This is a genomic window from Escherichia sp. F1 (assembly GCF_046764225.1).
GTDB classification, from domain to species: domain Bacteria; phylum Pseudomonadota; class Gammaproteobacteria; order Enterobacterales; family Enterobacteriaceae; genus Escherichia; species Escherichia coli.
The window spans coordinates 4,890,713-4,917,615 of the sequence record NZ_CP177202.1; the positions used below are offsets into that span (position 1 = coordinate 4,890,713).

Here is a 26,903-nt window from a genome sequence, read left to right on the forward strand (position 1 = left end):
AAGTGATTCAGGTGAAAGAATGCAGCCAACACAGAGACAGATTGAAGGATGAAGAGTATGGGTTCCACCTCGTCGCTGTATGCAGCCATTGATCTCGGTTCGAATAGTTTTCATATGCTGGTTGTGCGCGAGGTGGCTGGAAGCATCCAGACGCTGACGCGAATTAAACGCAAAGTGCGTCTGGCTGCTGGCCTGAATAGCGAAAATGCCCTCTCTAATGAAGCAATGGAGCGCGGTTGGCAATGTCTGCGCCTGTTTGCTGAACGTCTGCAAGATATCCCTCCCTCGCAAATTCGCGTTGTCGCTACGGCGACATTACGACTTGCCGTCAATGCGGGTGATTTTATTGCCAAAGCACAGGAAATCCTCGGCTGCCCGGTACAAGTCATCAGCGGTGAAGAGGAAGCACGTCTGATTTATCAGGGCGTTGCTCACACAACTGGCGGTGCCGATCAGCGCCTGGTGGTGGATATAGGCGGTGCCAGTACTGAACTGGTAACCGGCACGGGTGCACAAACCACCTCGTTGTTCAGCCTGTCGATGGGCTGCGTCACCTGGCTGGAACGCTATTTTGCCGATCGTAATCTGGCGCAGGAAAATTTTGATGCTGCAGAAAAAGCGGCACGCGAAGTGTTACGTCCGGTTGCCGATGAATTACGGTATCACGGCTGGAAAGTGTGCGTTGGCGCTTCCGGCACCGTGCAGGCGTTACAGGAAATCATGATGGCACAGGGGATGGATGAACGCATTACCCTGGAAAAGTTGCAGCAACTGAAACAGCGAGCCATTCATTGCGGTCGGCTGGAGGAACTGGAGATTGACGGGCTGACGCTGGAACGTGCGTTAGTGTTCCCGAGTGGTCTGGCAATCCTGATAGCCATTTTTACCGAACTGAATATTCAGTGTATGACCCTGGCAGGTGGTGCGCTGCGTGAAGGCCTGGTCTACGGCATGTTGCATCTGACCGTCGAGCAGGATATTCGCAGCCGTACGCTGCGTAATATTCAGCGCCGCTTTATGATCGATATTGATCAGGCACAGCGCGTAGCCAAAGTTGCGGCTAACTTCTTCGATCAGGTGAAAAACGAATGGCATCTTGAAGCAATAAGCCGCGATTTGCTCATCAGCGCCTGCCAGCTTCATGAAATCGGCCTGAGCGTTGACTTCAAACAAGCGCCGCAACACGCTGCTTATCTGGTACGTAATCTGGATCTTCCCGGTTTTACCCCCGCACAGAAAAAACTGCTGGCGACGCTACTGCTCAACCAGACGAATCCGGTCGATCTCTCATCGCTGCATCAGCAAAATGCCGTACCGCCGCGCGTCGCAGAACAACTCTGCCGTTTACTCCGCCTGGCCATCATTTTTGCCAGCCGTCGTCGTGACGATCTCGTGCCAGAGATGACATTACAGGCTAACCATGAACTGTTGACCTTGACGCTTCCGCAAGGTTGGCTAACCCAACATCCGCTGGGTAAAGAGATTATTGATCAGGAAAGCCAGTGGCAGAGCTATGTCCACTGGCCACTGGAAGTGCATTAATGAGTAAGTGCCGGATGCGATGCTGACGCATTTTTTCCGGCCTTGATTATTTCCCTCGTTTTGCCGCCATCATCGCTTTCAGATTCGCCAGATGGCTTTGCCCTTTCTGCATCCGTTCTTCGGCGCTGACCACTTTGCGCTCCTGTTCCCAAATCAGATCATCCTGCGGCAGCTCCAGCAGGAAGCGGCTCGGCTCCGGGCGCACCAGTTCGCCGTACTGACGGCGTTCTTTACACAGCGTAAAGGTCAATTCCTTCTGGGCGCGAGTAATGCCGACATAGGCCAGCCGCCGCTCCTCATCGATATTATCTTCATCGATGCTACTCTGGTGCGGCAAAAACCCCTCTTCCATACCGACCATGTAGACATAAGGAAACTCCAGCCCTTTCGACGCGTGCAGAGTCATCAGTTGTACCTGATCCAGCTCTTCCTCGCTCTCGCCGCGCTCCATCATGTCGCGCAAAGTAAAGCGCGTCACCACCTGGGTGAGCGTCATCGGCTCATCCAGTTCGCTGCCTTCCAGCATCTCCGTCATCCAGCTAAACAGTTGGTTGACGTTCTTCATGCGCATTTCGGCAGCTTTCGGGCTGGGCGATGTTTCGTACAGCCAGGATTCATAATCCATGCCGTGGATCAGATCGCGCACCGCGGCAATCGGCTCCCGCTCCGCCAGACGCTGGATTTCTGCCAACCAGTGAGTGAAGCGGGTCAATGCTTCATAACCACGTCCGCTCAGGGTCTGACTCAGGCCCATATCAAAGCTGGCGGTAAACATGCTTTTATTGCGCGTCATCGCCCACTCACCCAGCTTTTTCAGCGTAGCCGGGCCAATCTCTCGCTTCGGCGTGTTAACGATACGCAGGAATGCGCTGTCATCGTCCGGGTTAGTCAGCACGCGCAGATAAGCCAGCAAATCCTTGATTTCAGGACGAGAGAAAAACGACGTACCACCAGAAATTTTGTACGGGATGCGGTTTTGCATCAGGAATTTTTCAAACACCCGCGACTGATGGTTGCCGCGATAAAGAATGGCGTAATCTTTGTACTGCGTTTTATTGACGAAGTGATGGGCGATCAGCTCGCCGGTGACTCTCTCGGCTTCATGTTCTTCGTTATTCGCGCTTAAAACTTTTAGCTCCGCGCCATAGCCCAGTTCGGAGAACAGACGCTTTTCAAAGACGTGCGGGTTATTGGCGATCAGGATGTTCGCCGCTTTCAGAATACGTCCGGAAGAGCGGTAGTTCTGCTCAAGCTTAATCACCTTCAGTGCCGGGAAATCCTGACTCAACAGCACCAGGTTTTGAGGACGTGCACCGCGCCAGGAGTAGATCGACTGATCGTCATCGCCAACTACGGTAAAGCGCGCGCGGCTGCCCACCAGCAGTTTCACCAGCTCATACTGGCTGGTGTTGGTGTCCTGATATTCGTCCACCAGCAGGTAGCGAATTTTGTTCTGCCAGCGTTCACGAACTTCTTCATTGCGTTGCAACAGTAACGTCGGCAATAAAATCAGGTCATCGAAGTCGAGAACGTTACAGGCTTTCAGGTGTGCATCATACAGCCCATAACAATGGGCAAAAATACGATCCCGCTCGCCCTTTGCCTCTGCCGCCGCCTGCGCCGGAGTTTTGAGATCGTTCTTCCAGTTGGAGATGGTCGAAATCAGCTGTTGCAGGAGAACTTTGTCATCTTCAATCAGCCCCTCGGTCAGCTCTTTAAGCAACGCCAGCTGATCGGTGTCATCAAACAGCGAAAAGTTCGCTTTCATCCCCAACGCCGCGTACTCACGCTTAATGATATCCAGCCCCAGCGTGTGAAAGGTGGAGATCATCAGCCCACGCGCCTCTTTACGCCCCAGCGTCTGCCCGACACGCTCTTTCATCTCGCGCGCCGCCTTATTGGTAAAGGTCACCGCCGCGATATGTCGCGCCTGATAACCGCAACCGCGGATCAGATGGGCGATTTTATTGGTGATAACACGAGTTTTACCGGAACCCGCGCCCGCCAGCACCAGGCAGGGGCCGGTAACGAATTCGACAGCTTGTTGTTGGCCGGGGTTTAGACGCATAGGTGTATTGCTCAATCTTCGAACGGGGGGGAGGATTGTAGCAGAATCGCATTTGAATGTGACCGAGTGAAAACCGCTAACCGGATGGCTGCGGATGTTTAAATCAGAGAGGGAAGGCCGAAACCGGAGTTCATCATGAATCCATTAGACTTAGAAAATATCGGGTCGTAACGTTGTGTTATTACTTTTTCAGAGTTTACTAAGGAGAGGTTTACTCGTGGCGATTAATTTCAGCCCCAAGGTTGGTGAAATACTGGAATGCAACTTTGGTAACTATCCTGTTAGCCAGAATGGACAGATCAGTACGGCGTATTACGATGGCCGCATTCCACCTGAGATGATAAAAAATAGGTTGGTTGTCGTGCTCAACGGAAAAATTAATGGCAACGCATGTATCGTCGTTCCATTATCAACCACTCGCGACCATGACAAGTTAAATCGTGGAATGCATGTTGAAATAGCCAGTAATGTTATCAATGACCTGCAATTCTTTGATCAGCAGATACGTTGGGCTAAAGCCGACCTGGTACAACAAGTCAGTCGAAACCGATTAAACAGAGCAAGGACTTATCGGGGGTATCTTAATCAATGTTTGCCACATGAGTTGGTTGCAGACATACAGAGGGCAGTCATCAAGTCAATCAATGCCATATCGCTCATAAATTGACAATAAAATCACCATCCCCGATAATGACTCTGTAGCCCATAGAGGCCCTAAGTTTTCTCCCCTTGAGGGACCTGCGAAGCCCGGATTTTCCGGGCTTTTGCCATATATGTCCCCCCCTCCCTGACTGACAATATTTAATTCAAGGCACGATCATGGCAAAAACAGCAGCAGCACTGCATATCCTTGTAAAAGAAGAGAAACTGGCTCTGGAACTTCTCGAGCAGATTAAGAACGGTGCCGATTTCGGCAAGCTGGCGAAGAAACACTCCATTTGCCCGTCAGGTAAACGCGGTGGTGATTTAGGTGAATTCCGCCAGGGCCAGATGGTTCCGGCGTTCGATAAAGTGGTTTTCTCTTGTCCGGTACTGGAGCCAACCGGTCCGCTGCATACCCAGTTCGGGTATCACATCATTAAGGTGCTTTACCGTAACTAATAGCAAGGCCTTCTCCGGGAGAAGGCCTTGAACTCTGAATCGCACTTAACCCGCAACAGCAATGCGTTTCATATCTGTCATATAGCCGCGCAGTTTCTTACCTACCTGCTCAATCGCATGACTGCGAATCGCTTCGTTCACATCACGCAACTGCGCGTTATCTACCGCACCTTCCGGAATAGCTTTACCCAGGTCGCCCGGTTGCAGCTCTGCCATAAACGGTTTCAGCAGCGGCACACAAGCGTAAGAGAACAGATAGTTACCGTATTCAGCGGTATCAGAAATAACCACGTTCATTTCGTACAGACGCTTACGGGCGATGGTGTTGGCAATCAGCGGCAGTTCGTGCAGTGATTCATAGTAAGCAGACTCTTCGATGATGCCGGAATCAACCATGGTTTCAAACGCCAGCTCAACGCCCGCTTTTACCATCGCGATCATCAGTACGCCTTTATCGAAGTACTCCTGCTCGCCGATTTTGCCTTCATACTGCGGCGCGGTTTCGAACGCGGTTTTGCCGGTCTCTTCACGCCAGGTCAGCAGTTTCTTATCGTCGTTGGCCCAGTCTGCCATCATGCCGGAGGAGAATTCGCCGGAGATGATATCGTCCATATGTTTCTGGAACAGCGGTGCCATGATCTCTTTCAATTGCTCAGAGAGCGCGTAAGCACGCAGTTTCGCCGGGTTAGAGAGACGGTCCATCATCAGCGTGATGCCGCCCTGTTTCAGTGCTTCGGTGATGGTTTCCCAGCCGAACTGAATCAGTTTTTCTGCGTATGCCGGATCGGTGCCTTCTTCCACCAGTTTGTCGAAGCACAGCAGAGAGCCAGCCTGCAACATACCGCACAGGATGGTTTGCTCGCCCATCAGGTCAGATTTCACTTCCGCAACGAAGGACGATTCCAGCACGCCTGCACGGTGACCGCCGGTCGCTGCCGCCCAGGCTTTCGCGATCGCCATGCCTTCGCCTTTTGGATCGTTTTCCGGGTGAACGGCGATAAGCGTCGGTACGCCAAATCCACGTTTGTACTCTTCACGCACTTCGGTGCCCGGGCATTTCGGCGCAACCATTACTACAGTGATGTCTTTGCGGATCTGCTCGCCTACTTCCACGATGTTGAAACCGTGCGAGTAACCCAGCGCCGCGCCGTCTTTCATCAGTGGCTGTACGGTGCGCACTACATCAGAGTGCTGCTTGTCCGGCGTCAGGTTAACCACCAGATCCGCCTGCGGGATCAGTTCTTCGTAAGTACCCACTTTAAAACCGTTTTCGGTCGCTTTACGCCAGGATGCGCGCTTTTCGGCAATCGCTTCTTTGCGCAGAGCGTAGGAGATATCGAGACCTGAATCACGCATGTTCAGGCCCTGGTTCAGACCCTGTGCGCCACAGCCGACGATGACTACTTTTTTACCCTGAAGGTAGCTCGCGCCATCGGCGAATTCATCGCGCCCCATAAAGCGACATTTGCCCAGCTGTGCCAGCTGCTGGCGCAGATTCAGTGTATTGAAGTAGTTAGCCATGGTGATTCCTCGTGATGTTGTGCTTCTTATTGTTCGGTTCGCGTTTGCGAGATTGAATTCACTATATGACAGGAAATTTATTGCGGAAATTGATATATTCACAACGTCACATTGCAATTTTTGCAACGTCAACATTGAGGGCTGCGCCATTGGATTTACGCGATCTGAAAACCTTCCTGCATCTGGCGGAAAGCCGCCATTTTGGCCGTAGCGCGCGGGCAATGCACGTTAGCCCGTCTACGCTTTCGCGACAAATACAGCGCCTGGAAGAAGATCTCGGCCAGCCGCTGTTTGTGCGTGATAACCGCACGGTAACGCTGACGGAAGCGGGCGAAGAGCTGCGCGTTTTCGCCCAGCAAACGCTGTTGCAATATCAGCAATTGCGCCACACCATCGACCAGCAAGGACCGTCGCTCTCTGGCGAATTACATATCTTCTGCTCGGTGACCGCTGCCTACAGCCATCTGCCACCGATTCTGGATCGCTTCCGCGCGGAACACCCGTCGGTGGAGATTAAACTCACTACTGGTGATGCGGCAGATGCAATGGAAAAAGTGGTCACTGGCGAAGCGGACCTGGCGATTGCCGGGAAGCCGGAGACGCTACCCGGCGCAGTGGCGTTTTCGATGCTGGAGAATCTGGCAGTGGTGCTGATTGCCCCCGCGCTGCCCTGCCCGGTGCGTAATCAGGTGTCGGTAGAGAAGCCAGACTGGTCAACGGTGCCGTTTATCATGGCCGATCAGGGGCCGGTACGCCGCCGCATTGAACTGTGGTTTCGACGCAATAAAATCAGCAACCCGATGATTTACGCCACGGTTGGCGGGCATGAAGCGATGGTATCGATGGTGGCGCTCGGCTGTGGCGTGGCGCTGTTGCCGGAAGTGGTGCTGGATAACAGCCCGGAACCGGTGCGTAACCGCGTGATGATTTTAGAGCGCAGTGATGAAAAAACGCCGTTTGAGCTGGGCGTGTGTGCGCAAAAAAAGCGGCTTCATGAGCCGCTGATTGAGGCGTTCTGGAAGATTTTGCCGAACCACTAACCCGCCAAAAAGAACCTGAACGCCGGGTTATTGGTTTCGTCGTGGCAATCGTAGCCCAGTTCATTCAGCCGGGTTTCAAAATCCGGTTCATGATCGCCAAGCTCGAACGCCGCCAGTACGCGCCCGTAGTCGGTACCGTGGCTGCGATAATGGAACAGCGAGATGTTCCAGTGCGTACCCAGCGTGTTGAGGAAGCGCAGCAGCGCGCCCGGTGATTCCGGGAATTCGAAGCTGTAGAGGCGTTCCTGCAACGGATGCGATGGACGCCCGCCAACCATATAGCGCACATGTAGCTTCGCCATTTCGTCGTCGGAGAGATCAACCACGCTGTAGCCGCCGTCGTTGAGCATCTGCAAAATTTCTTTGCGCTCTTCGAGGCCACGGCTTAAGCGCACGCCGACAAAGATGCAGGCGTTTTTGGCATCGGCAAAACGGTAGTTGAACTCGGTGACCGAACGCCCGCCAAGCAGTTGGCAGAATTTGAGGAAGCTGCCTTTTTCTTCCGGAATGGTCACCGCCAACAACGCTTCACGCTGTTCGCCCAGTTCGCAGCGTTCCGAGACGTAGCGCAGACCGTGAAAGTTCACGTTAGCACCGGAAAGAATATGCGCCAGCCGTTCACCGCGAATGTTGTGCTGGGCGATGTATTTTTTCATCCCCGCCAGCGCCAGCGCGCCGGAGGGTTCCGCCACCGCGCGCACATCTTCGAACAGATCTTTCATCGCCGCACAGATGGCATCGCTATCGACGGTGATGATGTCGTCAAGATACTCCTGGCACAAACGGAAGGTTTCATCGCCGATGCGTTTTACCGCGACGCCTTCAGCAAACAGCCCCACGCGGGGCAGATCAACGGGATGACCCGCATCCAGCGCCGCTTTCAGGCAGGCGGAATCTTCCGCTTCCACGGCGATTACTTTGATTTGCGGCATCAGTTGTTTGATCAGCACCGCCACACCCGCTGCCAGACCGCCGCCGCCGACCGGTACAAATACGCGGTCGAGATGGGCGTCCTGCTGGAGCAGTTCCAGCGCCAGCGTGCCTTGCCCGGCGATCACCATCGGATGATCGAACGGCGGTACCCAGGTGAAACCCTGCTGCTGTGACAGTTCGATCGCTTTCGCTTTCGCTTCATCGAAATTTGCGCCGTGAAGCAGCACTTCGCCGCCAAAGCCGCGCACCGCATCAACTTTGATATCGGCGGTGGCGGTTGGCATGACGATCAGCGCCTTCACGCCTAACCGTGCGGAAGAAAACGCGACGCCCTGCGCGTGGTTACCTGCAGAAGCGGTAATCACGCCGTGCGCTTTTTGTTCTTCCGTCAGGCCCGCCATCATGGCGTATGCGCCACGAAGCTTAAAGCTGTGCACTGGCTGGCGATCTTCGCGCTTCACCAGAATCACGTTATCGAGACGCGACGACAGTTTTTCCATTTTCTGTAGCGGCGTGACCTGCGCCGCTTCGTAGACCGGCGCGCGCAGCACCGCTCTTAAATATTCAGCACCTTCCGGGGTACCGGACAGGGGTTGCGAGTCAGCCATTATTAACCCCCCAGTTTCGATTTATCGCGCACCGCACCTTTGTCGGCGCTGGTTGCCAGGCTGGCGTAGGCGCGCAACGCAAAGGAGACCTGACGTTCGCGATTTTTCGGCGTCCAGGCTTTGTCGCCACGAGCTTCCTGCGCTTCACGACGCGCCGCCAGTTCGGCATCGCTTACCTGTAACTGAATGCCACGGTTGGGAATGTCGATAGCGATAAGATCGCCGTCTTCAATCAGACCAATGCTGCCGCCGCTTGCCGCTTCCGGCGAGACGTGGCCGATGGAAAGACCAGAGGTGCCGCCGGAGAAGCGTCCGTCGGTGATCAGCGCGCAGGCTTTACCGAGCCCCATTGATTTCAGGAAGCTGGTTGGGTAGAGCATTTCCTGCATGCCGGGGCCGCCTTTCGGGCCTTCGTAACGGATCACCACCACATCGCCAGCGACAACTTTGCCGCCGAGAATCGCTTCTACCGCGTCGTCCTGGCTTTCGTACACTTTCGCCGGACCGGTGAATTTGAGGATGCTGTCATCGACGCCCGCGGTTTTAACGATGCAGCCGTTTTCTGCGAAATTACCGTACAGCACCGCAAGGCCGCCGTCTTTGCTATAGGCGTGTTCCAGCGAACGGATGCAGCCATTTGCGCGATCGTCATCGAGAGAATCCCAACGGCAATCCTGCGAGAATGCCTGGGTGGTACGAATGCCCGCCGGGCCAGCGCGGAACATATTTTTTACCGCGTCATCCTGGGTCAGCATAACGTCGTATTGTTCCAGCGTTTGCGGCAACGTCAGGCCAAGCACGTTTTTCACATCACGGTTCAGTAACCCCGCGCGATCCAGTTCGCCAAGAATACCGATAACACCACCAGCACGATGAACATCTTCCATATGGTATTTTTGGGTGCTCGGCGCAACTTTGCATAACTGCGGGACTTTACGCGAAAGTTTGTCGATATCACTCATGGTGAAGTCGATTTCCGCTTCCTGCGCCGCCGCCAGCAGGTGAAGTACCGTGTTGGTAGAGCCGCCCATCGCGATATCCAGCGTCATGGCATTTTCAAACGCCGCTTTGCTAGCAATATTGCGCGGCAGTGCACTTTCGTCGTTTTGCTCGTAGTAACGTTTGGTCAATTCAACAATGCGCTTACCGGCATTGAGGAACAGCTGCTTACGGTCCGCGTGGGTTGCCAGCAACGAGCCGTTGCCCGGCTGCGACAGGCCCAGTGCTTCGGTCAGGCAATTCATAGAGTTAGCGGTAAACATCCCGGAGCAAGATCCGCAGGTTGGACAGGCGGAACGTTCAACCTGATCGCTCTGGGAGTCAGAAACTTTCGGGTCTGCGCCCTGGATCATCGCATCAACCAGATCGAGCTTAATGATCTGATCGGACAGTTTGGTTTTCCCGGCTTCCATCGGGCCGCCGGAAACAAAGATCACCGGAATATTCAGGCGCAGGGAAGCCATCAGCATCCCCGGGGTGATTTTGTCGCAGTTAGAGATGCAGACCATGGCGTCGGCGCAGTGAGCGTTGACCATATACTCAACGGAATCAGCGATCAGTTCGCGAGATGGCAGTGAATAAAGCATCCCCCCGTGGCCCATGGCAATCCCATCATCCACCGCAATGGTGTTGAACTCTTTGGCAACGCCGCCAGCCGCTTCAATTTGCTCGGCGACCAATTTACCAAGATCGCGCAGATGGACGTGACCCGGTACAAATTGGGTGAACGAGTTCACAACCGCGATAATCGGCTTACCGAAATCGGCGTCGGTCATTCCGGTGGCGCGCCACAGCGCACGAGCACCCGCCATATTACGACCATGAGTGGTGGTGGCGGAACGGTACTTAGGCATACTTTATTTACTCCCAGTGTCTGTCTCGTAAATGGGACGGTGCGTGCCGTCCCATTTTTTGTATTTATTGATTAACTTGATCTAACCAGCCCCATTTATCTTCGGTTTCGCCAGTGAAGAGGCCGAAGAAGGCTTGCTGAATGCGTTTGGTAACCGGGCCGCAACGGCCTTCACCAACCTGAATACCATCTACGCTGCGCACTGGCGTGATTTCTGCCGCAGTACCGGACATAAACACTTCATCCGCCAGGTACAGGGATTCGCGCGACAGCACCTGCTCACGTACTTCAATTCCCAGCTCTTTTGCCAGTTTGATGATGGCATCACGGGTAATACCCGGCAGCGCGGAGGAGGTGAACGGTGGGGTGAACAGCACGCCGTCTTTCACTTCAAACAGGTTTTCGCCTGCGCCTTCAGAGATATAACCGTTCACATCCAGCGCGATACCTTCCTGATAACCGTGGCGGCGCGCTTCGCTACCCACCAGCAGGGAAGAGAGGTAGTTACCACCGGCTTTTGCCGCCGTCGGGATAGTGTTTGGTGCTGCGCGGTTCCAGGAGGAAACCATCGCATCGATCCCCTGCTCCAGCGCTTCTGCGCCCAGATACGCTCCCCACGGGAAAGCGGCGATAATTACATCGGTTGAGTATCCCGCTGGCGGGTTAACGCCCATACCAACATCACCAACGAAGATCAGCGGACGGATATAGGCGCTGGTGAGATTGTTTTTGCGGATCACGTCACGACAAGCTTCCATTAGCTCATCGATGCTCTGCGAAACCGGGAAGCGATAGATTTTGGCGGAGTCATGCAGACGCTGCATATGCTCACGATGGCGGAATACAACCGGTCCTTTGTGCGAGTCGTAGCAACGGATGCCTTCAAAAACCGAGGTGCCATAGTGCAGCGCGTGCGACATCACATGCACCTTCGCGTCTTCCCAGCGAACCATCTCCCCATTGAACCAAATGTAATCAGCTTTCTTCGTGGTCATTTTTATATTCCTTTTGCGCTCAGGCGCGGATTTGTTGTGATGTGGTTGTGCTCTGGCAGATGGCAACGTGTGCGACGTCCACCAGTTTATTTAACTGACTAAACAGTAAGTCGACCGACCGTGGGCTGGCAACGGTCAATTCGATATTTATATTTTGTGCATCGCTGGCGGCGGCCATATTCATTGAGCAGACGTGGAAACCACGATGACGCACCACGCGTAAAACACGTTCTAAGGTTTCCGGATTGAAGCGAGCCGATACATTGACCTGATGTTGCATCATGATAATTTCTCCAACATTTCTGAATTACTGGCACCTGGCGGCACCAGCGGCCAGACGTTCTCAAGTTCGTCGATTGAGACATGAAGCAGGTATGGCCCATCACTGTTCAGCATGGTGTCGAGTGCCGCTTCAACCTGGTCTTTACGGGTGATGTGTTGGCCAGGGATGCCGAAGGCGCTGGCTAACATGAGGAAATCGGGGTTATCGGTAAGGGTGGTTTCGCTGTATCGTTCCTGGAAAAACAGTTGCTGCCATTGTCGAACCATCCCTAACCGTTGGTTATCGAGTAAGACGATTTTCAACGGTAACTGCTTGCGTTTTACGGTGCCCAGCTCTTGCACATTCATCATGAAAGAGCCGTCACCGGAGATACAGACGACGGTATCGTTCGGTCGCGCTACTTGCGCGCCAACCGCCGCAGGTAAACCAAAACCCATGGTGCCTAAGCCGCTGGAGGTGATGAAATTTTCCGGGCGAGTGTGGGTGATGTGCTGGGCAGCCCACATCTGGTGCTGCCCCACATCTGTGGTCACGACGCAATCCGCAGGTTTACGATCCGACAGTTGTTTTAACAACAACGGCGCGTAGATAGCGTCACCGGGATGGTCGTAGCGCCAGGCATGTTCATCACGCAGCTGCGCGCAGTATTGCTGCCAGTCATCGATATTTAACGGCTGCTGTAATGCTGGTAACAGAGCATTTAAATCACCCTGTAATGCCACATGTGCCTGACGCAGCTTGTTCATTTCTGCCGGATCGATATCCATATGGATAACGCTGGCGTGTGGTGCGAAGGTGTTCAGTTTGCCGGTCACCCGGTCATCAAAACGTGCGCCCACGGCGATCAGTAGATCGCACTCCTGCACTGCGAAGTTCGCCGCTTTGGTGCCGTGCATTCCCAGCATGCCCAGATAGTACGGATAATCCGCTTCAACTGCGCCCAGCCCTTTCAGCGTGCAGGTGACAGGCATTTTTGTAGCAGCGAGAAATTCACGCAGAGCGGGAACTGCCTGCGCCATGCCCACGCCACCGCCAACGTACAGCATCGGTTTTTGCGCCTTTGCCAGCATCTGGCGCGCTTGCTCGACTTCGGCATGTGGGAAATTCACTTCGTTTTCAACGGTGGTGAACCATGGTTCCAGATCGCCGCTGGCTAACTGGATATCTTTTGGGATATCGACCAGAACCGGACCAGGACGACCTGAGCTGGCAACGTCGAATGCTTCAGCCATGATGCGCGGCAACTCTTCCAGCGACTGCACCAGAAAGCTGTGCTTGGTACAGGCTAATGACAATCCCAGTACATCCACTTCCTGAAATGCGTCAGTGCCGATAAACGGTGCGGATACCTGACCGGTGATGGCAACAACAGGGATGGAATCTAACAGCGCGTCCGCAAGCCCGGTTATCAGGTTGGTTGCACCTGGACCAGACGTGGCGATACATACGCCAGTTTTGCCGGTAGCACGGGCATAACCGATAGCCGCCATTGCTGCACCTTGCTCGTGTCGGCACAGCAAGTGTTCCACGCCACCGTCATACAATGCATCGTAAACCGGCATAATTGCGCCACCCGGATAACCGAAAACGGTGTTCACACCCTGTGCCCGCAACGCATGTACCACCCACTGTGCGCCATTCATAGTTAGTTCCCCGTCCTGAATCTTGAGAAACAGAATTTTGTGCTGTTATTCATTGTCTGCTCCTCGGTTATGTTTTTAAGGTCAAAAAAAACCCCCGGACCTTTCGGTGCGGGGGTCTTAGTTCGTTAAGGCTTGATCTCTAAGCCTTTCCTCGTCCAAGTGCAGCCCCGCACGGTGGGATAATAATCACCACCACGCTAATCACGACCAGGCTAATCACTCGTAGAAGGGCTGTCATTTTGTCTTTTCTTGCATCTTGTTCGAAGGAATGCCTAAAGAGTTACCATAGATTTTGCGAATAGCACAAGATATTTTTTGGCCGATTTTTATGATGCCTTTAATAATTTCAACAGAAAGCATTGTTTTTTAAAAATAAAATAGTGAGTGAAAAAAATTCAATTTCAGTATGAATGTTGTTCCCTTCCTCGTAGTTAATCCTTTGTCCACTGCATTTTTGCGAGCATCGTTCCACCGCCAGAACAACTCAACTTCACTTGCACAAATAAACAGGAATCAGCCACTAAAATTCACGAATTAGCGGGCTACAGCAGCGATATCTTATGCACATAATGGTGACTCAAGGAGGGCTTATGTCACTGTCAATTGTTCATACCCGCGCAGCCCTGGGAGTAAATGCGCCCCCAATCACTGTTGAGGTACATATCAGTAAAGGTCTACCCGGCTTAACGATGGTGGGCTTACCAGAAACAACGGTAAAAGAAGCTCGCGATCGCGTGCGCAGCGCCATTATCAATAGCGGATATGAATATCCGGCGAAAAAAATCACCATCAACCTTGCTCCAGCCGATCTGCCAAAAGAAGGGGGACGATATGATTTACCTATCGCCATTGCGTTGCTGGCAGCCTCAGAACAGCTTACAGCCAATAAGTTAGATGAATATGAATTAGTCGGAGAACTGGCGCTTACAGGCGCTCTGCGTGGCGTTCCCGGCGCAATCTCCAGTGCAACTGAAGCCATTAAGTCGGGCAGAAAAATTATCGTCGCGAAAGATAACGAGGATGAAGTGGGGCTAATTAACGGTGAAGGATGCCTGATAGCCGATCATCTGCAGGCTGTCTGTGCGTTTCTGGAGGGTAAGCACGCTCTCGAACGCCCGAAACCAACTGATGCAGTATCCCGGGCGCTACAACATGATCTCAGTGATGTTGTCGGTCAGGAGCAAGGAAAGCGAGGGCTGGAAATTACCGCCGCTGGCGGGCACAACCTTTTACTGATTGGGCCGCCGGGAACAGGTAAAACAATGCTCGCCAGCCGTATTAATGGCCTGTTGCCAGATTTAAGCAATGAAGAGGCACTGGAGAGCGCTGCGATATTAAGTCTGGTAAATGCTGAATCAGTACAAAAACAATGGCGGCAGCGCCCGTTCCGCTCACCTCATCACAGTGCGTCGTTAACTGCGATGGTGGGCGGTGGTGCAATTCCAGGGCCAGGTGAAATTTCGCTGGCGCATAACGGCGTGCTTTTTCTTGATGAGTTACCTGAATTTGAACGGCGTACACTGGATGCCTTGCGAGAGCCGATTGAATCCGGGCAGATCCATCTTTCACGCACACGAGCAAAAATAACCTATCCAGCCCGTTTCCAGCTTGTCGCGGCGATGAATCCCAGCCCTACCGGACATTATCAGGGAAACCATAACCGCTGCACACCAGAACAGACATTACGTTATCTCAACCGGCTCTCGGGGCCCTTTCTCGACCGCTTCGATCTCTCACTGGAGATCCCATTACCGCCCCCCGGCATTTTGAGTAAAACGGTAGTGCCGGGAGAAAACAGCACCACCGTTAAACAACGTGTAATGGCCGCCAGAGAGCGCCAATTTAAGCGGCAGAATAAACTGAATGCCTGGCTGGATAGTCCGGAAATACGCCAATTCTGCAAACTTGAGAGCGAAGATGCGATGTGGTTGGAAGGAACACTGATCCATCTGGGGTTATCGATTCGTGCCTGGCAGCGGTTACTGAAAGTTGCACGAACCATTGCTGATATTGATCAGTCCGACATTATCACACGTCAGCATTTGCAGGAGGCAGTTAGCTATCGTGCCATTGACCGTTTGCTCATCCATCTGCAAAAACTACTGACATAAAAAAAAGGGCATTTCGCCCTTTTTATTAATCGTCAGAATCGGTGTAGTCTTCAGCACCTTCAACCTGCGGTTTACCGCCGGAAAGGGTGTGAAAACGTTTTGGACGCTTGATACGCGTCATATACTTGGACCACACGCGTTCTGCTTCTGTCACTGGCTCACGTTCGCCACGGCATACTGCTACGAAGAGTTTCTCTTCCTCGGTAACCGGCTCGCGTTTGCCAAGATCCAACTCATTGAAGGCATAACCATGACGCTCAAGCAGTTGTGCCTCTTTGATGGTGAAATCACCATGACGAGAGAATCCACGTGGATAATGTTTATTGTCGAAATATCGATTAGTCGTCGTAAAGCTTTCCGCCATCCTGCACGCTCCTAATTCTTTGACCGAGCTAGTTATGGCGCGGAGTATTAGTTACGCTTGACAGAGTGTAAAACAAAACATTTAAATCATAACGACAAATAATTTTGCGGAGAGCACTGTGGATACGGAATTGTTAAAAACTTTCCTGGAAGTTAGCCGAACGCGTCACTTTGGTCGAGCAGCTGAATCGCTCTACCTGACCCAGTCAGCAGTGAGCTTTCGAATCAGACAACTGGAAAATCAACTGGGTGTGAACCTTTTCACCCGCCACAGAAACAATATCCGTTTAACCGCTGCCGGTGAAAAACTACTGCCTTATGCAGAAACGCTCATGAGCACCTGGCAGGCCGCCCGTAAGGAGGTGGCGCATACCTCACGACATAACGAGTTTTCTATCGGTGCCAGCGCCTCATTGTGGGAATGTATGCTTAATCAGTGGCTGGGACGTTTGTATCAAAATCAGGATGCCCATACAGGCTTACAGTTCGAAGCGCGAATTGCCCAACGGCAATCTCTGGTAAAACAGCTGCATGAACGCCAGCTTGATCTTCTTATTACTACTGAAGCGCCCAAAATGGACGAATTTAGCAGTCAGTTGCTCGGGTATTTCACTTTAGCGCTTTATACCAGTGCCCCTTCCAAACTTAAGGGAGATCTTAACTATCTGCGACTGGAATGGGGGCCAGATTTTCAACAGCATGAGGCAGGTTTGATCGGTGCTGACGAAGTTCCCATTCTGACAACCAGTTCTGCTGAACTGGCACAGCAACAGATTGCGACGCTTAATGGTTGCACCTGGCTACCCGTCAGTTGGGCGCGTAAAAAGGGCGGCCTGCATACCGTTGTCGATAGCACAACACTTTCACGGCCGCTTTATGCCATATGGCTGCAAAATAGCGATAAAAATACGCTGATTCGCGATCTATTGAAAATTAACGTGCTGGATGAAGTGTATTAATCTGAATGGCTGGCAAGGATGCCGGTAGAAGGATTTACTTCAGAGAGGGTTATTTCAGATAAAAAAAATCCTTAGCTTTCGCTAAGGATGATTTCTGGCAGGGGCGGAGAGACTCGAACTCCCAACACCCGGTTTTGGAGACCGGTGCTCTACCAATTGAACTACGCCCCTAATTAGGGTGGCGGAACGGACGGGACTCGAACCCGCGACCCCCTGCGTGACAGGCAGGTATTCTAACCGACTGAACTACCGCTCCACCGAATTCTTTTACAACCACCGGTTTTATGACCGGCTTACTGCTAAATTTGATGCCTGGCAGTTCCCTACTCTCGCATGGGGAGACCCCACACTACCATCGGCGCTACGGCGTTTCACTTCTGAGTTCGGCATGGGGTCAGGTGGGACCACCGCGCTAAGGCCGCCAGGCAAATTCTGTTTTATTAACCCGCTTGTCGCCGGTTAATTTAATCTGTATCAGGCTGAAAATCTTCTCTCAATCCGCCAAAACACCTTCGGCGTTGTAAGGTTAAGCCTCACGGTTCATTAGTACCGGTTAGCTCAACGCATCGCTGCGCTTACACACCCGGCCTATCAACGTCGTCGTCTTCAACGTTCCTTCAGGAGACTTAAAGTCTCAGGGAGAACTCATCTCGGGGCAAGTTTCGTGCTTAGATGCTTTCAGCACTTATCTCTTCCGCATTTAGCTACCGGGCAGTGCCATTGGCATGACAACCCGAACACCAGTGATGCGTCCACTCCGGTCCTCTCGTACTAGGAGCAGCCCCCCTCAGTTCTCCAGCGCCCACGGCAGATAGGGACCGAACTGTCTCACGACGTTCTAAACCCAGCTCGCGTACCACTTTAAATGGCGAACAGCCATACCCTTGGGACCTACTTCAGCCCCAGGATGTGATGAGCCGACATCGAGGTGCCAAACACCGCCGTCGATATGAACTCTTGGGCGGTATCAGCCTGTTATCCCCGGAGTACCTTTTATCCGTTGAGCGATGGCCCTTCCATTCAGAACCACCGGATCACTATGACCTGCTTTCGCACCTGCTCGCGCCGTCACGCTCGCAGTCAAGCTGGCTTATGCCATTGCACTAACCTCCTGATGTCCGACCAGGATTAGCCAACCTTCGTGCTCCTCCGTTACTCTTTAGGAGGAGACCGCCCCAGTCAAACTACCCACCAGACACTGTCCGCAACCCCGATCAGGGGCCAACGTTAGAACATCAAACATTAAAGGGTGGTATTTCAAGGTCGGCTCCATGCAGACTGGCGTCCACACTTCAAAGCCTCCCACCTATCCTACACATCAAGGCTCAATGTTCAGTGTCAAGCTATAGTAAAGGTTCACGGGGTCTTTCCGTCTTGCCGCGGGTACACTGCATCTTCACAGCGAGTTCAATTTCACTGAGTCTCGGGTGGAGACAGCCTGGCCATCATTACGCCATTCGTGCAGGTCGGAACTTACCCGACAAGGAATTTCGCTACCTTAGGACCGTTATAGTTACGGCCGCCGTTTACCGGGGCTTCGATCAAGAGCTTCGCTTGCGCTAACCCCATCAATTAACCTTCCGGCACCGGGCAGGCGTCACACCGTATACGTCCACTTTCGTGTTTGCACAGTGCTGTGTTTTTAATAAACAGTTGCAGCCAGCTGGTATCTTCGACTGATTTCAGCTCCACGAGCAAGTCGCTTCACCTACATATCAGCGTGCCTTCTCCCGAAGTTACGGCACCATTTTGCCTAGTTCCTTCACCCGAGTTCTCTCAAGCGCCTTGGTATTCTCTACCTGACCACCTGTGTCGGTTTGGGGTACGATTTGATGTTACCTGATGCTTAGAGGCTTTTCCTGGAAGCAGGGCATTTGTTGCTTCAGCACCGTAGTGCCTCGTCATCACGCCTCAGCCTTGATTTTCCGGATTTGCCTGGAAAATCAGCCTACACGCTTAAACCGGGACAACCGTCGCCCGGCCAACATAGCCTTCTCCGTCCCCCCTTCGCAGTAACACCAAGTACAGGAATATTAACCTGTTTCCCATCGACTACGCCTTTCGGCCTCGCCTTAGGGGTCGACTCACCCTGCCCCGATTAACGTTGGACAGGAACCCTTGGTCTTCCGGCGAGCGGGCTTTTCACCCGCTTTATCGTTACTTATGTCAGCATTCGCACTTCTGATACCTCCAGCAACCCTCACAGGCCACCTTCACAGGCTTACAGAACGCTCCCCTACCCAACAACACATAGTGTCGCTGCCGCAGCTTCGGTGCATGGTTTAGCCCCGTTACATCTTCCGCGCAGGCCGACTCGACCAGTGAGCTATTACGCTTTCTTTAAATGATGGCTGCTTCTAAGCCAACATCCTGGCTGTCTGGGCCTTCCCACATCGTTTCCCACTTAACCATGACTTTGGGACCTTAGCTGGCGGTCTGGGTTGTTTCCCTCTTCACGACGGACGTTAGCACCCGCCGTGTGTCTCCCGTGATAACATTCTCCGGTATTCGCAGTTTGCATCGGGTTGGTAAGTCGGGATGACCCCCTTGCCGAAACAGTGCTCTACCCCCGGAGATGAATTCACGAGGCGCTACCTAAATAGCTTTCGGGGAGAACCAGCTATCTCCCGGTTTGATTGGCCTTTCACCCCCAGCCACAAGTCATCCGCTAATTTTTCAACATTAGTCGGTTCGGTCCTCCAGTTAGTGTTACCCAACCTTCAACCTGCCCATGGCTAGATCACCGGGTTTCGGGTCTATACCCTGCAACTTAACGCCCAGTTAAGACTCGGTTTCCCTTCGGCTCCCCTATTCGGTTAACCTTGCTACAGAATATAAGTCGCTGACCCATTATACAAAAGGTACGCAGTCACCCCATAAAGAGGCTCCCACTGCTTGTACGTACACGGTTTCAGGTTCTTTTTCACTCCCCTCGCCGGGGTTCTTTTCGCCTTTCCCTCACGGTACTGGTTCACTATCGGTCAGTCAGGAGTATTTAGCCTTGGAGGATGGTCCCCCCATATTCAGACAGGATACCACGTGTCCCGCCCTACTCATCGAGCTCACAGTATGTGCATTTTTGTGTACGGGGCTGTCACCCTGTATCGCGCGCCTTTCCAGACGCTTCCACTAACACACACACTGATTCAGGCTCTGGGCTGCTCCCCGTTCGCTCGCCGCTACTGGGGGAATCTCGGTTGATTTCTTTTCCTCGGGGTACTTAGATGTTTCAGTTCCCCCGGTTCGCCTCATTAACCTATGGATTCAGTTAATGATAGTGTGACGAATCACACTGGGTTTCCCCATTCGGAAATCGCCGGTTATAACGGTTCATATCACCTTACCGACGCTTATCGCAGATTAGCACGTCCTTCATCGCCTCTGACTGCCAGGGCATCCACCGTGTACGCTTAGTCGCTTAACCTCACAACCCGAAGATGTTTCTTTCGATTCATCATCGTGTTGCGAAAATTTGAGAGACTCACGAATAATCTTTCGACTATTCAGTGTTTCAATTTTCAGCTTGATCCAGATTTTTAAAGAGCAAATATCTCAAACATCACCCGAAGATGAGTTTTGAGATATTAAGGCAGGTGACTTTCACTCACAAACCAGCAAGTGGCGTCCCCTAGGGGATTCGAACCCCTGTTACCGCCGTGAAAGGGCGGTGTCCTGGGCCTCTAGACGAAGGGGACGTATCAGTCTGCTTCGCAAGACGCCTTGCTTTTCACTTTCTATCAGACAATCTGTGTGAGCACTGCAAAGTACGCTTCTTTAATGTAAGGAGGTGATCCAACCGCAGGTTCCCCTACGGTTACCTTGTTACGACTTCACCCCAGTCATGAATCACAAAGTGGTAAGCGCCCTCCCGAAGGTTAAGCTACCTACTTCTTTTGCAACCCACTCCCATGGTGTGACGGGCGGTGTGTACAAGGCCCGGGAACGTATTCACCGTGGCATTCTGATCCACGATTACTAGCGATTCCGACTTCATGGAGTCGAGTTGCAGACTCCAATCCGGACTACGACGCACTTTATGAGGTCCGCTTGCTCTCGCGAGGTCGCTTCTCTTTGTATGCGCCATTGTAGCACGTGTGTAGCCCTGGTCGTAAGGGCCATGATGACTTGACGTCATCCCCACCTTCCTCCAGTTTATCACTGGCAGTCTCCTTTGAGTTCCCGGCCGGACCGCTGGCAACAAAGGATAAGGGTTGCGCTCGTTGCGGGACTTAACCCAACATTTCACAACACGAGCTGACGACAGCCATGCAGCACCTGTCTCACAGTTCCCGAAGGCACCAATCCATCTCTGGAAAGTTCTGTGGATGTCAAGACCAGGTAAGGTTCTTCGCGTTGCATCGAATTAAACCACATGCTCCACCGCTTGTGCGGGCCCCCGTCAATTCATTTGAGTTTTAACCTTGCGGCCGTACTCCCCAGGCGGTCGACTTAACGCGTTAGCTCCGGAAGCCACGCCTCAAGGGCACAACCTCCAAGTCGACATCGTTTACGGCGTGGACTACCAGGGTATCTAATCCTGTTTGCTCCCCACGCTTTCGCACCTGAGCGTCAGTCTTCGTCCAGGGGGCCGCCTTCGCCACCGGTATTCCTCCAGATCTCTACGCATTTCACCGCTACACCTGGAATTCTACCCCCCTCTACGAGACTCAAGCTTGCCAGTATCAGATGCAGTTCCCAGGTTGAGCCCGGGGATTTCACATCTGACTTAACAAACCGCCTGCGTGCGCTTTACGCCCAGTAATTCCGATTAACGCTTGCACCCTCCGTATTACCGCGGCTGCTGGCACGGAGTTAGCCGGTGCTTCTTCTGCGGGTAACGTCAATGAGTAAAGGTATTAACTTTACTCCCTTCCTCCCCGCTGAAAGTACTTTACAACCCGAAGGCCTTCTTCATACACGCGGCATGGCTGCATCAGGCTTGCGCCCATTGTGCAATATTCCCCACTGCTGCCTCCCGTAGGAGTCTGGACCGTGTCTCAGTTCCAGTGTGGCTGGTCATCCTCTCAGACCAGCTAGGGATCGTCGCCTAGGTGAGCCGTTACCCCACCTACTAGCTAATCCCATCTGGGCACATCCGATGGCAAGAGGCCCGAAGGTCCCCCTCTTTGGTCTTGCGACGTTATGCGGTATTAGCTACCGTTTCCAGTAGTTATCCCCCTCCATCAGGCAGTTTCCCAGACATTACTCACCCGTCCGCCACTCGTCAGCGAAACAGCAAGCTGTTTCCTGTTACCGTTCGACTTGCATGTGTTAGGCCTGCCGCCAGCGTTCAATCTGAGCCATGATCAAACTCTTCAATTTAAAAGTTTGATGCTCAAAGAATTAAACTTCGTAATGAATTACGTGTTCACTCTTGAGACTTGGTATTCATTTTTCGTCTTGCGACGTTAAGAATCCGTATCTTCGAGTGCCCACACAGATTGTCTGATAAATTGTTAAAGAGCAGTGCCGCTTCGCTTTTTCTCAGCGGCGCGGGGTGTGCATAATACGCTTTCCCGCTACAGAGTCAAGCATTTATTTTTGCTTTCTCTGCCGAAGTTCTCAGGAGAACCCCGCTGACCCGGCGGCGTGTTTGCCGTTGTTCCGTGTCAGTGGTGGCGCATTATAGGGAGTTATTCCGGCCTGACAAGAGGAAATTTAAAATAATTTTCTGACCGCGCATTTTTTCAGCAAAAGCCCCGTTAATGTGCCATAAAACAAGCAATTTGCCGTTTTTGCAACCGTAATCACACTTCCTGGTGGCATACTAAGGAGGAATAAAAAGAAAAAGGAAGATTAGTAATGCCTTTAAGCGCACAACAGTTAGCTGCACAGAAAAACCTTTCGTATGTTCTGGCTGAGAAGCTGGCGCAACGCATCTTAAAAGGTGAATATGAACCCGGCACCATTTTGCCTGGTGAGATTGAGCTGGGCGAGCAATTTGGAGTGAGTCGTACAGCGGTACGCGAAGCGGTCAAAACGTTAACGGCAAAAGGGATGGTTTTACCGCGACCGCGAATTGGTACCCGGGTCATGCCACAATCAAACTGGAATTTTCTTGATCAGGAATTGCTTACCTGGTGGATGACAGAAGAGAACTTTCATCAGGTCATCGATCACTTTCTGGTTATGCGTATCTGTCTGGAGCCGCAAGCCTGCCTACTGGCAGCAACGGTTGGCACCGCAGAACAGAAAGCGCATCTCAATACGTTAATGGCCGAAATGGCGGCATTAAAAGAGAACTTTCGCCGTGAACGCTGGATTGAGGTCGATATGGCCTGGCATGAGCATATCTATGAAATGAGCGCCAATCCGTTTTTGACCTCATTCGCCTCGCTATTCCATTCGGTTTATCACACTTACTTCACGTCAATTACCAGCGACACAGTGATAAAGCTGGATCTGCACCAGGCGATTGTTGATGCGATTATCCAAAGCGATGGCGACGCGGCATTTAAAGCTTGTCAGGCGCTGCTACGCTCACCTGATAAGTGACACCCCGATAACAGGACATTGAATGAGCGATAAAAAGAAGCGCAGTATGGCGGGTTTGCCGTGGATCGCGGCGATGGCCTTCTTCATGCAGGCACTTGATGCCACTATTCTGAATACCGCCTTACCCGCAATCGCTCATAGCCTTAATCGTTCTCCTCTCGCGATGCAATCAGCCATCATCAGTTACACGCTGACGGTGGCGATGCTTATTCCGGTAAGCGGATGGCTAGCCGATCGCTTCGGTACGCGTCGCATATTTACCCTTGCCGTGAGTCTGTTCACGTTGGGTTCTCTGGCCTGCGCACTTTCTAACTCGCTACCACAGCTGGTTGTCTTCCGGGTTATTCAGGGGATAGGTGGCGCAATGATGATGCCTGTTGCTCGGCTGGCCTTACTGCGCGCTTATCCTCGTAATGAACTTCTTCCTGTATTGAATTTTGTCGCCATGCCGGGTCTGGTGGGGCCAATTTTAGGCCCCGTTCTTGGCGGCGTGCTGGTCACCTGGGCAACCTGGCACTGGATATTTTTAATCAATATCCCCATAGGTATTGCGGGCCTTCTTTACGCGCGCAAACATATGCCCAATTTCACCACCGCACGACGCAGATTCGATATCACTGGCTTTTTGCTGTTTGGCCTTAGCCTTGTTCTCTTCTCAAGCGGAATAGAGCTATTCGGGGAAAAGATTGTCGCCAGTTGGATTGCCTTGACGGTAATTGTCACCAGCATCGGGTTACTGCTTCTCTATATTCTCCATGCACGACGCACGCCAAACCCATTAATTTCATTAGATTTATTTAAAACCCGCACTTTCTCGATCGGTATCGTAGGCAATATTGCAACCCGTCTGGGGACCGGCTGTGTACCGTTCCTTATGCCATTGATGTTACAGGTAGGATTTGGTTATCAGGCGTTTATTGCCGGCTGTATGATGGCACCGACAGCGTTAGGTTCCATTATTGCAAAATCGATGGTTACCCAAGTCTTACGTCGTCTGGGCTATCGCCATACGTTAGTGGGGATCACGGTGATTATTGGGCTAATGATCGCTCAGTTCTCTTTGCAATCACCAGCAATGGCGATATGGATGCTGATCTTGCCGTTGTTTATATTAGGGATGGCTATGTCGACGCAATTTACCGCAATGAATACCATCACACTTGCCGATCTGACCGATGACAACGCCAGCAGCGGTAACAGTGTTCTGGCGGTCACGCAGCAACTGTCTATCAGTTTAGGCGTTGCTGTAAGTGCGGCCGTCCTTCGCGTTTATGAAGGGATGGAAGGTACAACGACTGTCGAACAATTCCACTATACGTTTATCACAATGGGCATTATTACTGTTGCTTCAGCAGCAATGTTCATGCTTCTGAAAACAACCGATGGTAATAATTTGATCAAAAGACAGCGTAAATCTAAGCCGAACCGCGTTCCATCAGAATCGGAGTAAGTTGTAATCGTTGTTGCTGAAGGGTCGGCTGGGTTATCCGATGGATGAGTACATCAATCGCCAGCTCCCCCAGTTCATCTTTCGGTTGGTGGATAGTGGTTAATGGTGGCGTCATAAAGCTTGCCAGTTCGATATCGTCATAGCCAATCACCGCGATATCCTGCGGAACCTGTAACTCTGCCTGATACAGCGCCTGGTAAACGCCAACAGCCATAGCGTCATTTCCGGTAAAGACGGCCTGAGGACGCAGCGGATGTGATAACAGTTGGCGCATAGCGTCAAACCCGCCGTTAAATTCAAAATCACCAGTGACTTCATAGCCATCAGGAATGTTGAGACCCGCACGTTTCATCGCCGCCCGATAACCTTCCAACCGCAGGCGCGCCGGAGTTTTATCCAGCGGGCCGGTAATACAGGCGATACGGGTATGACCTTTATCGATCAGATATTGCGTTGCTAAGTCTCCGCCCAGCAACGAGTTATCCTGAATAAGATCGCTGTCGCCATCGAACGGAGCCCAGTCCATCATCACAGTAGGCACTGTCGGATAACGTTGCATGATTTCACGCGAAGGTTGATGCGTTTCGGTGCACAGTAACAGCAAGCCATCAACGCGTTTTTGCATCAGCGTTTCCAGATTGCGATTCATCCGTTGTTCATCGCCTTCGGTATTGCAAAGGACGAGACTATAACCGCGTTCGAAGCAGCTGCGTTCAACGCCACGCACCAGTTCTGAATAGAAAGGATTGGTACTGGCAGTAATCAACATGCCAATGGTATGTGTTTGATTGAGTTTGAGGCTACGCGCCAGGGCTGATGGCGCGTAATTGAGTTCTTTAATCGCCGCTTCAACTTTGGCGGTAATCGCTTCACTGACGAAGCGATCTTTATTGATAACGTGAGAAACTGTTGAGGTAGAAACGCCCGCCAGGCGGGCAACATCTTTCATTGTAGCCAAGCGTCACCTCTGCCTGTCTAAAAATGCGTCGATCTCTTCACGCCACGGTACGGAAGGTTGTGCGCCTTTACGTGTTACGGCAATCGCAGCGGCGGCATGGGCAAAACGAATCGCCTCTGGCAATGGTTTTTCTTCCAGCAACGCCGTGATTAACGCGCCATTAAAGGTATCTCCGGCAGCAATGGTATCGACAGCCTGCACCCGGAATCCAGGAACGCGCTGACCTTCACCATTCACGCTAGCCCATACACCACGACTTCCTAAAGTAATCAGTACAGTACGGATACCTTTTTCATGCAGTACCTGCGCCGCCTTCGCTGCATCTTCATCATTTTCAACACGAATACCGGTGAGCTTTTCTGCTTCCGTTTCGTTTGGCGTAATAATGTCCACCAGCGCCAGCAGTTCGTCAGGAAGTTCGCGAGCCGGAGCCGGGTTAAGCGCAACGATAGTCTTATTTTGATGGGCGATTTTCGCCGCTGCCATCACACTTTCGAGTGGTGATTCCAGCTGCATTAATAATGCTGACGCGTTGGCAATACGCTCACGTTGCGCTTCCACCAGCGCCGGGGAAAGGGCAGCATTAGCGCCGGCATGAATACCGATGACATTCTCACCTTCGCCATTAACAAAAATCAGCGCCACACCTGTTGATTCGCCTTTGATCACGCTGACCGGAGAAATATCGATGTTATCAGTGGCGAGCTGCTGGCGAACGCTCTCACCAATACTGTCATCACCCGTACAGGCAATAAACGCGATATTCGCACCGCTACGCCCAGCAGCCACAGCCTGATTAGCGCCTTTGCCGCCAAATGCAACCTGATAGTGGTTACCGGTTACGGTTTCGCCTGGAGTAGGAAAAGATTGAAGATTAAGAATGTGGTCAGCATTAATGCTGCCAAGAACAACGAGGCTGCCTGCGTTTTGCATATTCGGGATGTCCATAAAATGCGCCACCGTGTTAGGGTGGCGCGTGCC

The 26,903-nt window shown here is 52.4% G+C and carries 20 protein-coding genes, 3 tRNA genes and 3 rRNA genes; 8 read left to right on the forward strand and 18 right to left on the reverse strand.

Annotated elements, in window-relative coordinates; genetic code table 11:
• Nucleotides 1–57: 57 nt before the first annotated feature.
• Nucleotides 58–1,542, forward strand: coding sequence for a guanosine-5'-triphosphate,3'-diphosphate diphosphatase (gene gppA / locus ACK8NJ_RS23405; RefSeq protein WP_096990195.1), 1,485 nt, complete (start codon nt 58–60; stop codon nt 1,540–1,542).
• A gap of 46 nt (nt 1,543–1,588) precedes the next feature.
• On the opposite strand, the gene rep is transcribed toward gppA, so the two are convergent.
• Nucleotides 1,589–3,610, reverse strand: coding sequence for a DNA helicase Rep (gene rep, locus ACK8NJ_RS23410; RefSeq protein WP_001238867.1), 2,022 nt, complete (start codon nt 3,608–3,610; stop codon nt 1,589–1,591).
• A 217-nt stretch (nt 3,611–3,827) separates the two neighbouring features.
• On the opposite strand from rep, the gene ACK8NJ_RS23415 reads away from it, so the two are divergent.
• The gene (locus tag ACK8NJ_RS23415) at nt 3,828–4,277 is read left to right on the forward strand and encodes a type II toxin-antitoxin system PemK/MazF family toxin (protein ID WP_000996704.1); all 450 of its coding nucleotides are present in this window, start codon (nt 3,828–3,830) and stop codon (nt 4,275–4,277) included.
• Between the two features lie 152 nt (nt 4,278–4,429).
• Complete coding sequence (gene ppiC / locus ACK8NJ_RS23420) at nt 4,430–4,711, forward strand: peptidylprolyl isomerase PpiC (RefSeq protein ID WP_001140258.1); 282 nt, start codon at nt 4,430–4,432, stop codon at nt 4,709–4,711.
• A gap of 45 nt (nt 4,712–4,756) precedes the next feature.
• Here ppiC and ilvC read toward each other — a convergent pair whose 3' ends face one another.
• Nucleotides 4,757–6,232: a ketol-acid reductoisomerase gene (gene ilvC / locus ACK8NJ_RS23425; RefSeq protein ID WP_000024951.1), complete on the reverse strand. Its 1,476-nt coding sequence runs from the start codon at nt 6,230–6,232 to the stop codon at nt 4,757–4,759.
• Nucleotides 6,233–6,381: 149 nt separating this feature from the next.
• Between ilvC and ilvY the strand changes: the two genes are divergently transcribed.
• Nucleotides 6,382–7,272 carry an HTH-type transcriptional activator IlvY gene (ilvY, locus tag ACK8NJ_RS23430; RefSeq protein WP_000365783.1) on the forward strand — a complete coding sequence of 297 codons (891 nt, stop codon included), beginning with the start codon at nt 6,382–6,384 and terminating at the stop codon, nt 7,270–7,272.
• On the opposite strand, the gene ilvA is transcribed toward ilvY, so the two are convergent.
• The 7 genes from ilvA to ilvL form a co-directional block, all read right to left on the reverse strand.
• On the reverse strand, nt 7,269–8,813 hold the full coding sequence (gene ilvA / locus ACK8NJ_RS23435; protein WP_000785613.1) for a threonine ammonia-lyase, biosynthetic: 1,545 nt from the start codon (nt 8,811–8,813) through the stop codon (nt 7,269–7,271). The two genes, ilvY and ilvA, sit on opposite strands and share 4 nt — an antisense overlap.
• 2 nt (nt 8,814–8,815) lie before the next feature.
• Nucleotides 8,816–10,666, reverse strand: coding sequence for a dihydroxy-acid dehydratase (gene ilvD, locus ACK8NJ_RS23440; RefSeq protein WP_001127394.1), 1,851 nt, complete (start codon nt 10,664–10,666; stop codon nt 8,816–8,818).
• A 64-nt stretch (nt 10,667–10,730) separates the two neighbouring features.
• The gene (gene ilvE / locus ACK8NJ_RS23445; protein ID WP_000208520.1) at nt 10,731–11,660 is read right to left on the reverse strand and encodes a branched-chain-amino-acid transaminase; all 930 of its coding nucleotides are present in this window, start codon (nt 11,658–11,660) and stop codon (nt 10,731–10,733) included.
• 19 nt (nt 11,661–11,679) lie between these two features.
• On the reverse strand, nt 11,680–11,943 hold the full coding sequence (ilvM, locus tag ACK8NJ_RS23450; RefSeq protein WP_000983255.1) for an acetolactate synthase 2 small subunit: 264 nt from the start codon (nt 11,941–11,943) through the stop codon (nt 11,680–11,682).
• Nucleotides 11,940–13,586 (reverse strand): acetolactate synthase 2 catalytic subunit, encoded by a 1,647-nt coding sequence (ilvG, locus tag ACK8NJ_RS23455; protein ID WP_077519738.1) that lies wholly within the window; start codon nt 13,584–13,586, stop codon nt 11,940–11,942. The genes ilvM and ilvG overlap by 4 nt, the downstream gene beginning before the upstream one ends.
• A 2-nt stretch (nt 13,587–13,588) precedes the next feature.
• The gene (gene ilvX / locus ACK8NJ_RS23460) at nt 13,589–13,639 is read right to left on the reverse strand and encodes a peptide IlvX (RefSeq protein WP_001387183.1); all 51 of its coding nucleotides are present in this window, start codon (nt 13,637–13,639) and stop codon (nt 13,589–13,591) included.
• Nucleotides 13,640–13,725: 86 nt separating this feature from the next.
• Nucleotides 13,726–13,824 carry an ilv operon leader peptide gene (gene ilvL / locus ACK8NJ_RS23465; RefSeq protein WP_001311244.1) on the reverse strand — a complete coding sequence of 33 codons (99 nt, stop codon included), beginning with the start codon at nt 13,822–13,824 and terminating at the stop codon, nt 13,726–13,728.
• A gap of 352 nt (nt 13,825–14,176) precedes the next feature.
• Between ilvL and ACK8NJ_RS23470 the strand changes: the two genes are divergently transcribed.
• Nucleotides 14,177–15,697 (forward strand): YifB family Mg chelatase-like AAA ATPase, encoded by a 1,521-nt coding sequence (locus ACK8NJ_RS23470; protein ID WP_411962004.1) that lies wholly within the window; start codon nt 14,177–14,179, stop codon nt 15,695–15,697.
• A gap of 25 nt (nt 15,698–15,722) precedes the next feature.
• Here the strand turns inward: ACK8NJ_RS23470 and maoP are convergent, their stop codons facing one another.
• The gene (gene maoP, locus ACK8NJ_RS23475) at nt 15,723–16,061 is read right to left on the reverse strand and encodes a macrodomain Ori organization protein MaoP (protein WP_000841001.1); all 339 of its coding nucleotides are present in this window, start codon (nt 16,059–16,061) and stop codon (nt 15,723–15,725) included.
• A 118-nt stretch (nt 16,062–16,179) separates the two neighbouring features.
• On the opposite strand from maoP, the gene hdfR reads away from it, so the two are divergent.
• Nucleotides 16,180–17,019 (forward strand): HTH-type transcriptional regulator HdfR, encoded by an 840-nt coding sequence (gene hdfR, locus ACK8NJ_RS23480; protein WP_001560180.1) that lies wholly within the window; start codon nt 16,180–16,182, stop codon nt 17,017–17,019.
• Between the two features lie 95 nt (nt 17,020–17,114).
• Here the strand turns inward: hdfR and ACK8NJ_RS23485 are convergent.
• From ACK8NJ_RS23485 to ACK8NJ_RS23510, 6 genes are all read right to left on the reverse strand, one after another.
• Nucleotides 17,115–17,190 (reverse strand) — tRNA-Trp (locus ACK8NJ_RS23485).
• Nucleotides 17,191–17,198: 8 nt separating this feature from the next.
• A tRNA-Asp gene (locus ACK8NJ_RS23490) sits at nt 17,199–17,275 on the reverse strand.
• 54 nt (nt 17,276–17,329) lie between these two features.
• Nucleotides 17,330–17,445 (reverse strand): 5S ribosomal RNA (gene rrf / locus ACK8NJ_RS23495).
• A 96-nt stretch (nt 17,446–17,541) separates the two neighbouring features.
• Nucleotides 17,542–20,443 (reverse strand): 23S ribosomal RNA (locus tag ACK8NJ_RS23500).
• 195 nt (nt 20,444–20,638) lie between these two features.
• A tRNA-Glu gene (locus ACK8NJ_RS23505) sits at nt 20,639–20,714 on the reverse strand.
• Nucleotides 20,715–20,799: 85 nt separating this feature from the next.
• Nucleotides 20,800–22,341 (reverse strand): 16S ribosomal RNA (locus ACK8NJ_RS23510).
• Together the 16S, 23S and 5S rRNA genes with 3 tRNA genes alongside form the textbook arrangement of a ribosomal RNA operon.
• 480 nt (nt 22,342–22,821) lie before the next feature.
• Between ACK8NJ_RS23510 and ACK8NJ_RS23515 the strand changes: the two genes are divergently transcribed.
• Together ACK8NJ_RS23515 and mdtD are read left to right on the forward strand one after the other, a co-directional pair.
• Nucleotides 22,822–23,514, forward strand: a complete 693-nt coding sequence (locus ACK8NJ_RS23515; RefSeq protein ID WP_001131164.1) for a FadR/GntR family transcriptional regulator — start codon at nt 22,822–22,824, stop codon at nt 23,512–23,514.
• Between the two features lie 22 nt (nt 23,515–23,536).
• Nucleotides 23,537–24,964, forward strand: a complete 1,428-nt coding sequence (gene mdtD, locus ACK8NJ_RS23520) for a multidrug transporter subunit MdtD (protein WP_001280852.1) — start codon at nt 23,537–23,539, stop codon at nt 24,962–24,964.
• Here the strand turns inward: mdtD and rbsR are convergent.
• On the reverse strand, nt 24,930–25,922 hold the full coding sequence (gene rbsR, locus ACK8NJ_RS23525; RefSeq protein ID WP_000224470.1) for a ribose operon transcriptional repressor RbsR: 993 nt from the start codon (nt 25,920–25,922) through the stop codon (nt 24,930–24,932). The genes mdtD and rbsR overlap by 35 nt on opposite strands.
• Before the next feature lie 3 nt (nt 25,923–25,925).
• The gene (gene rbsK, locus ACK8NJ_RS23530) at nt 25,926–26,855 is read right to left on the reverse strand and encodes a ribokinase (protein WP_001361088.1); all 930 of its coding nucleotides are present in this window, start codon (nt 26,853–26,855) and stop codon (nt 25,926–25,928) included.
• Nucleotides 26,856–26,903: the final 48 nt, after the last annotated feature.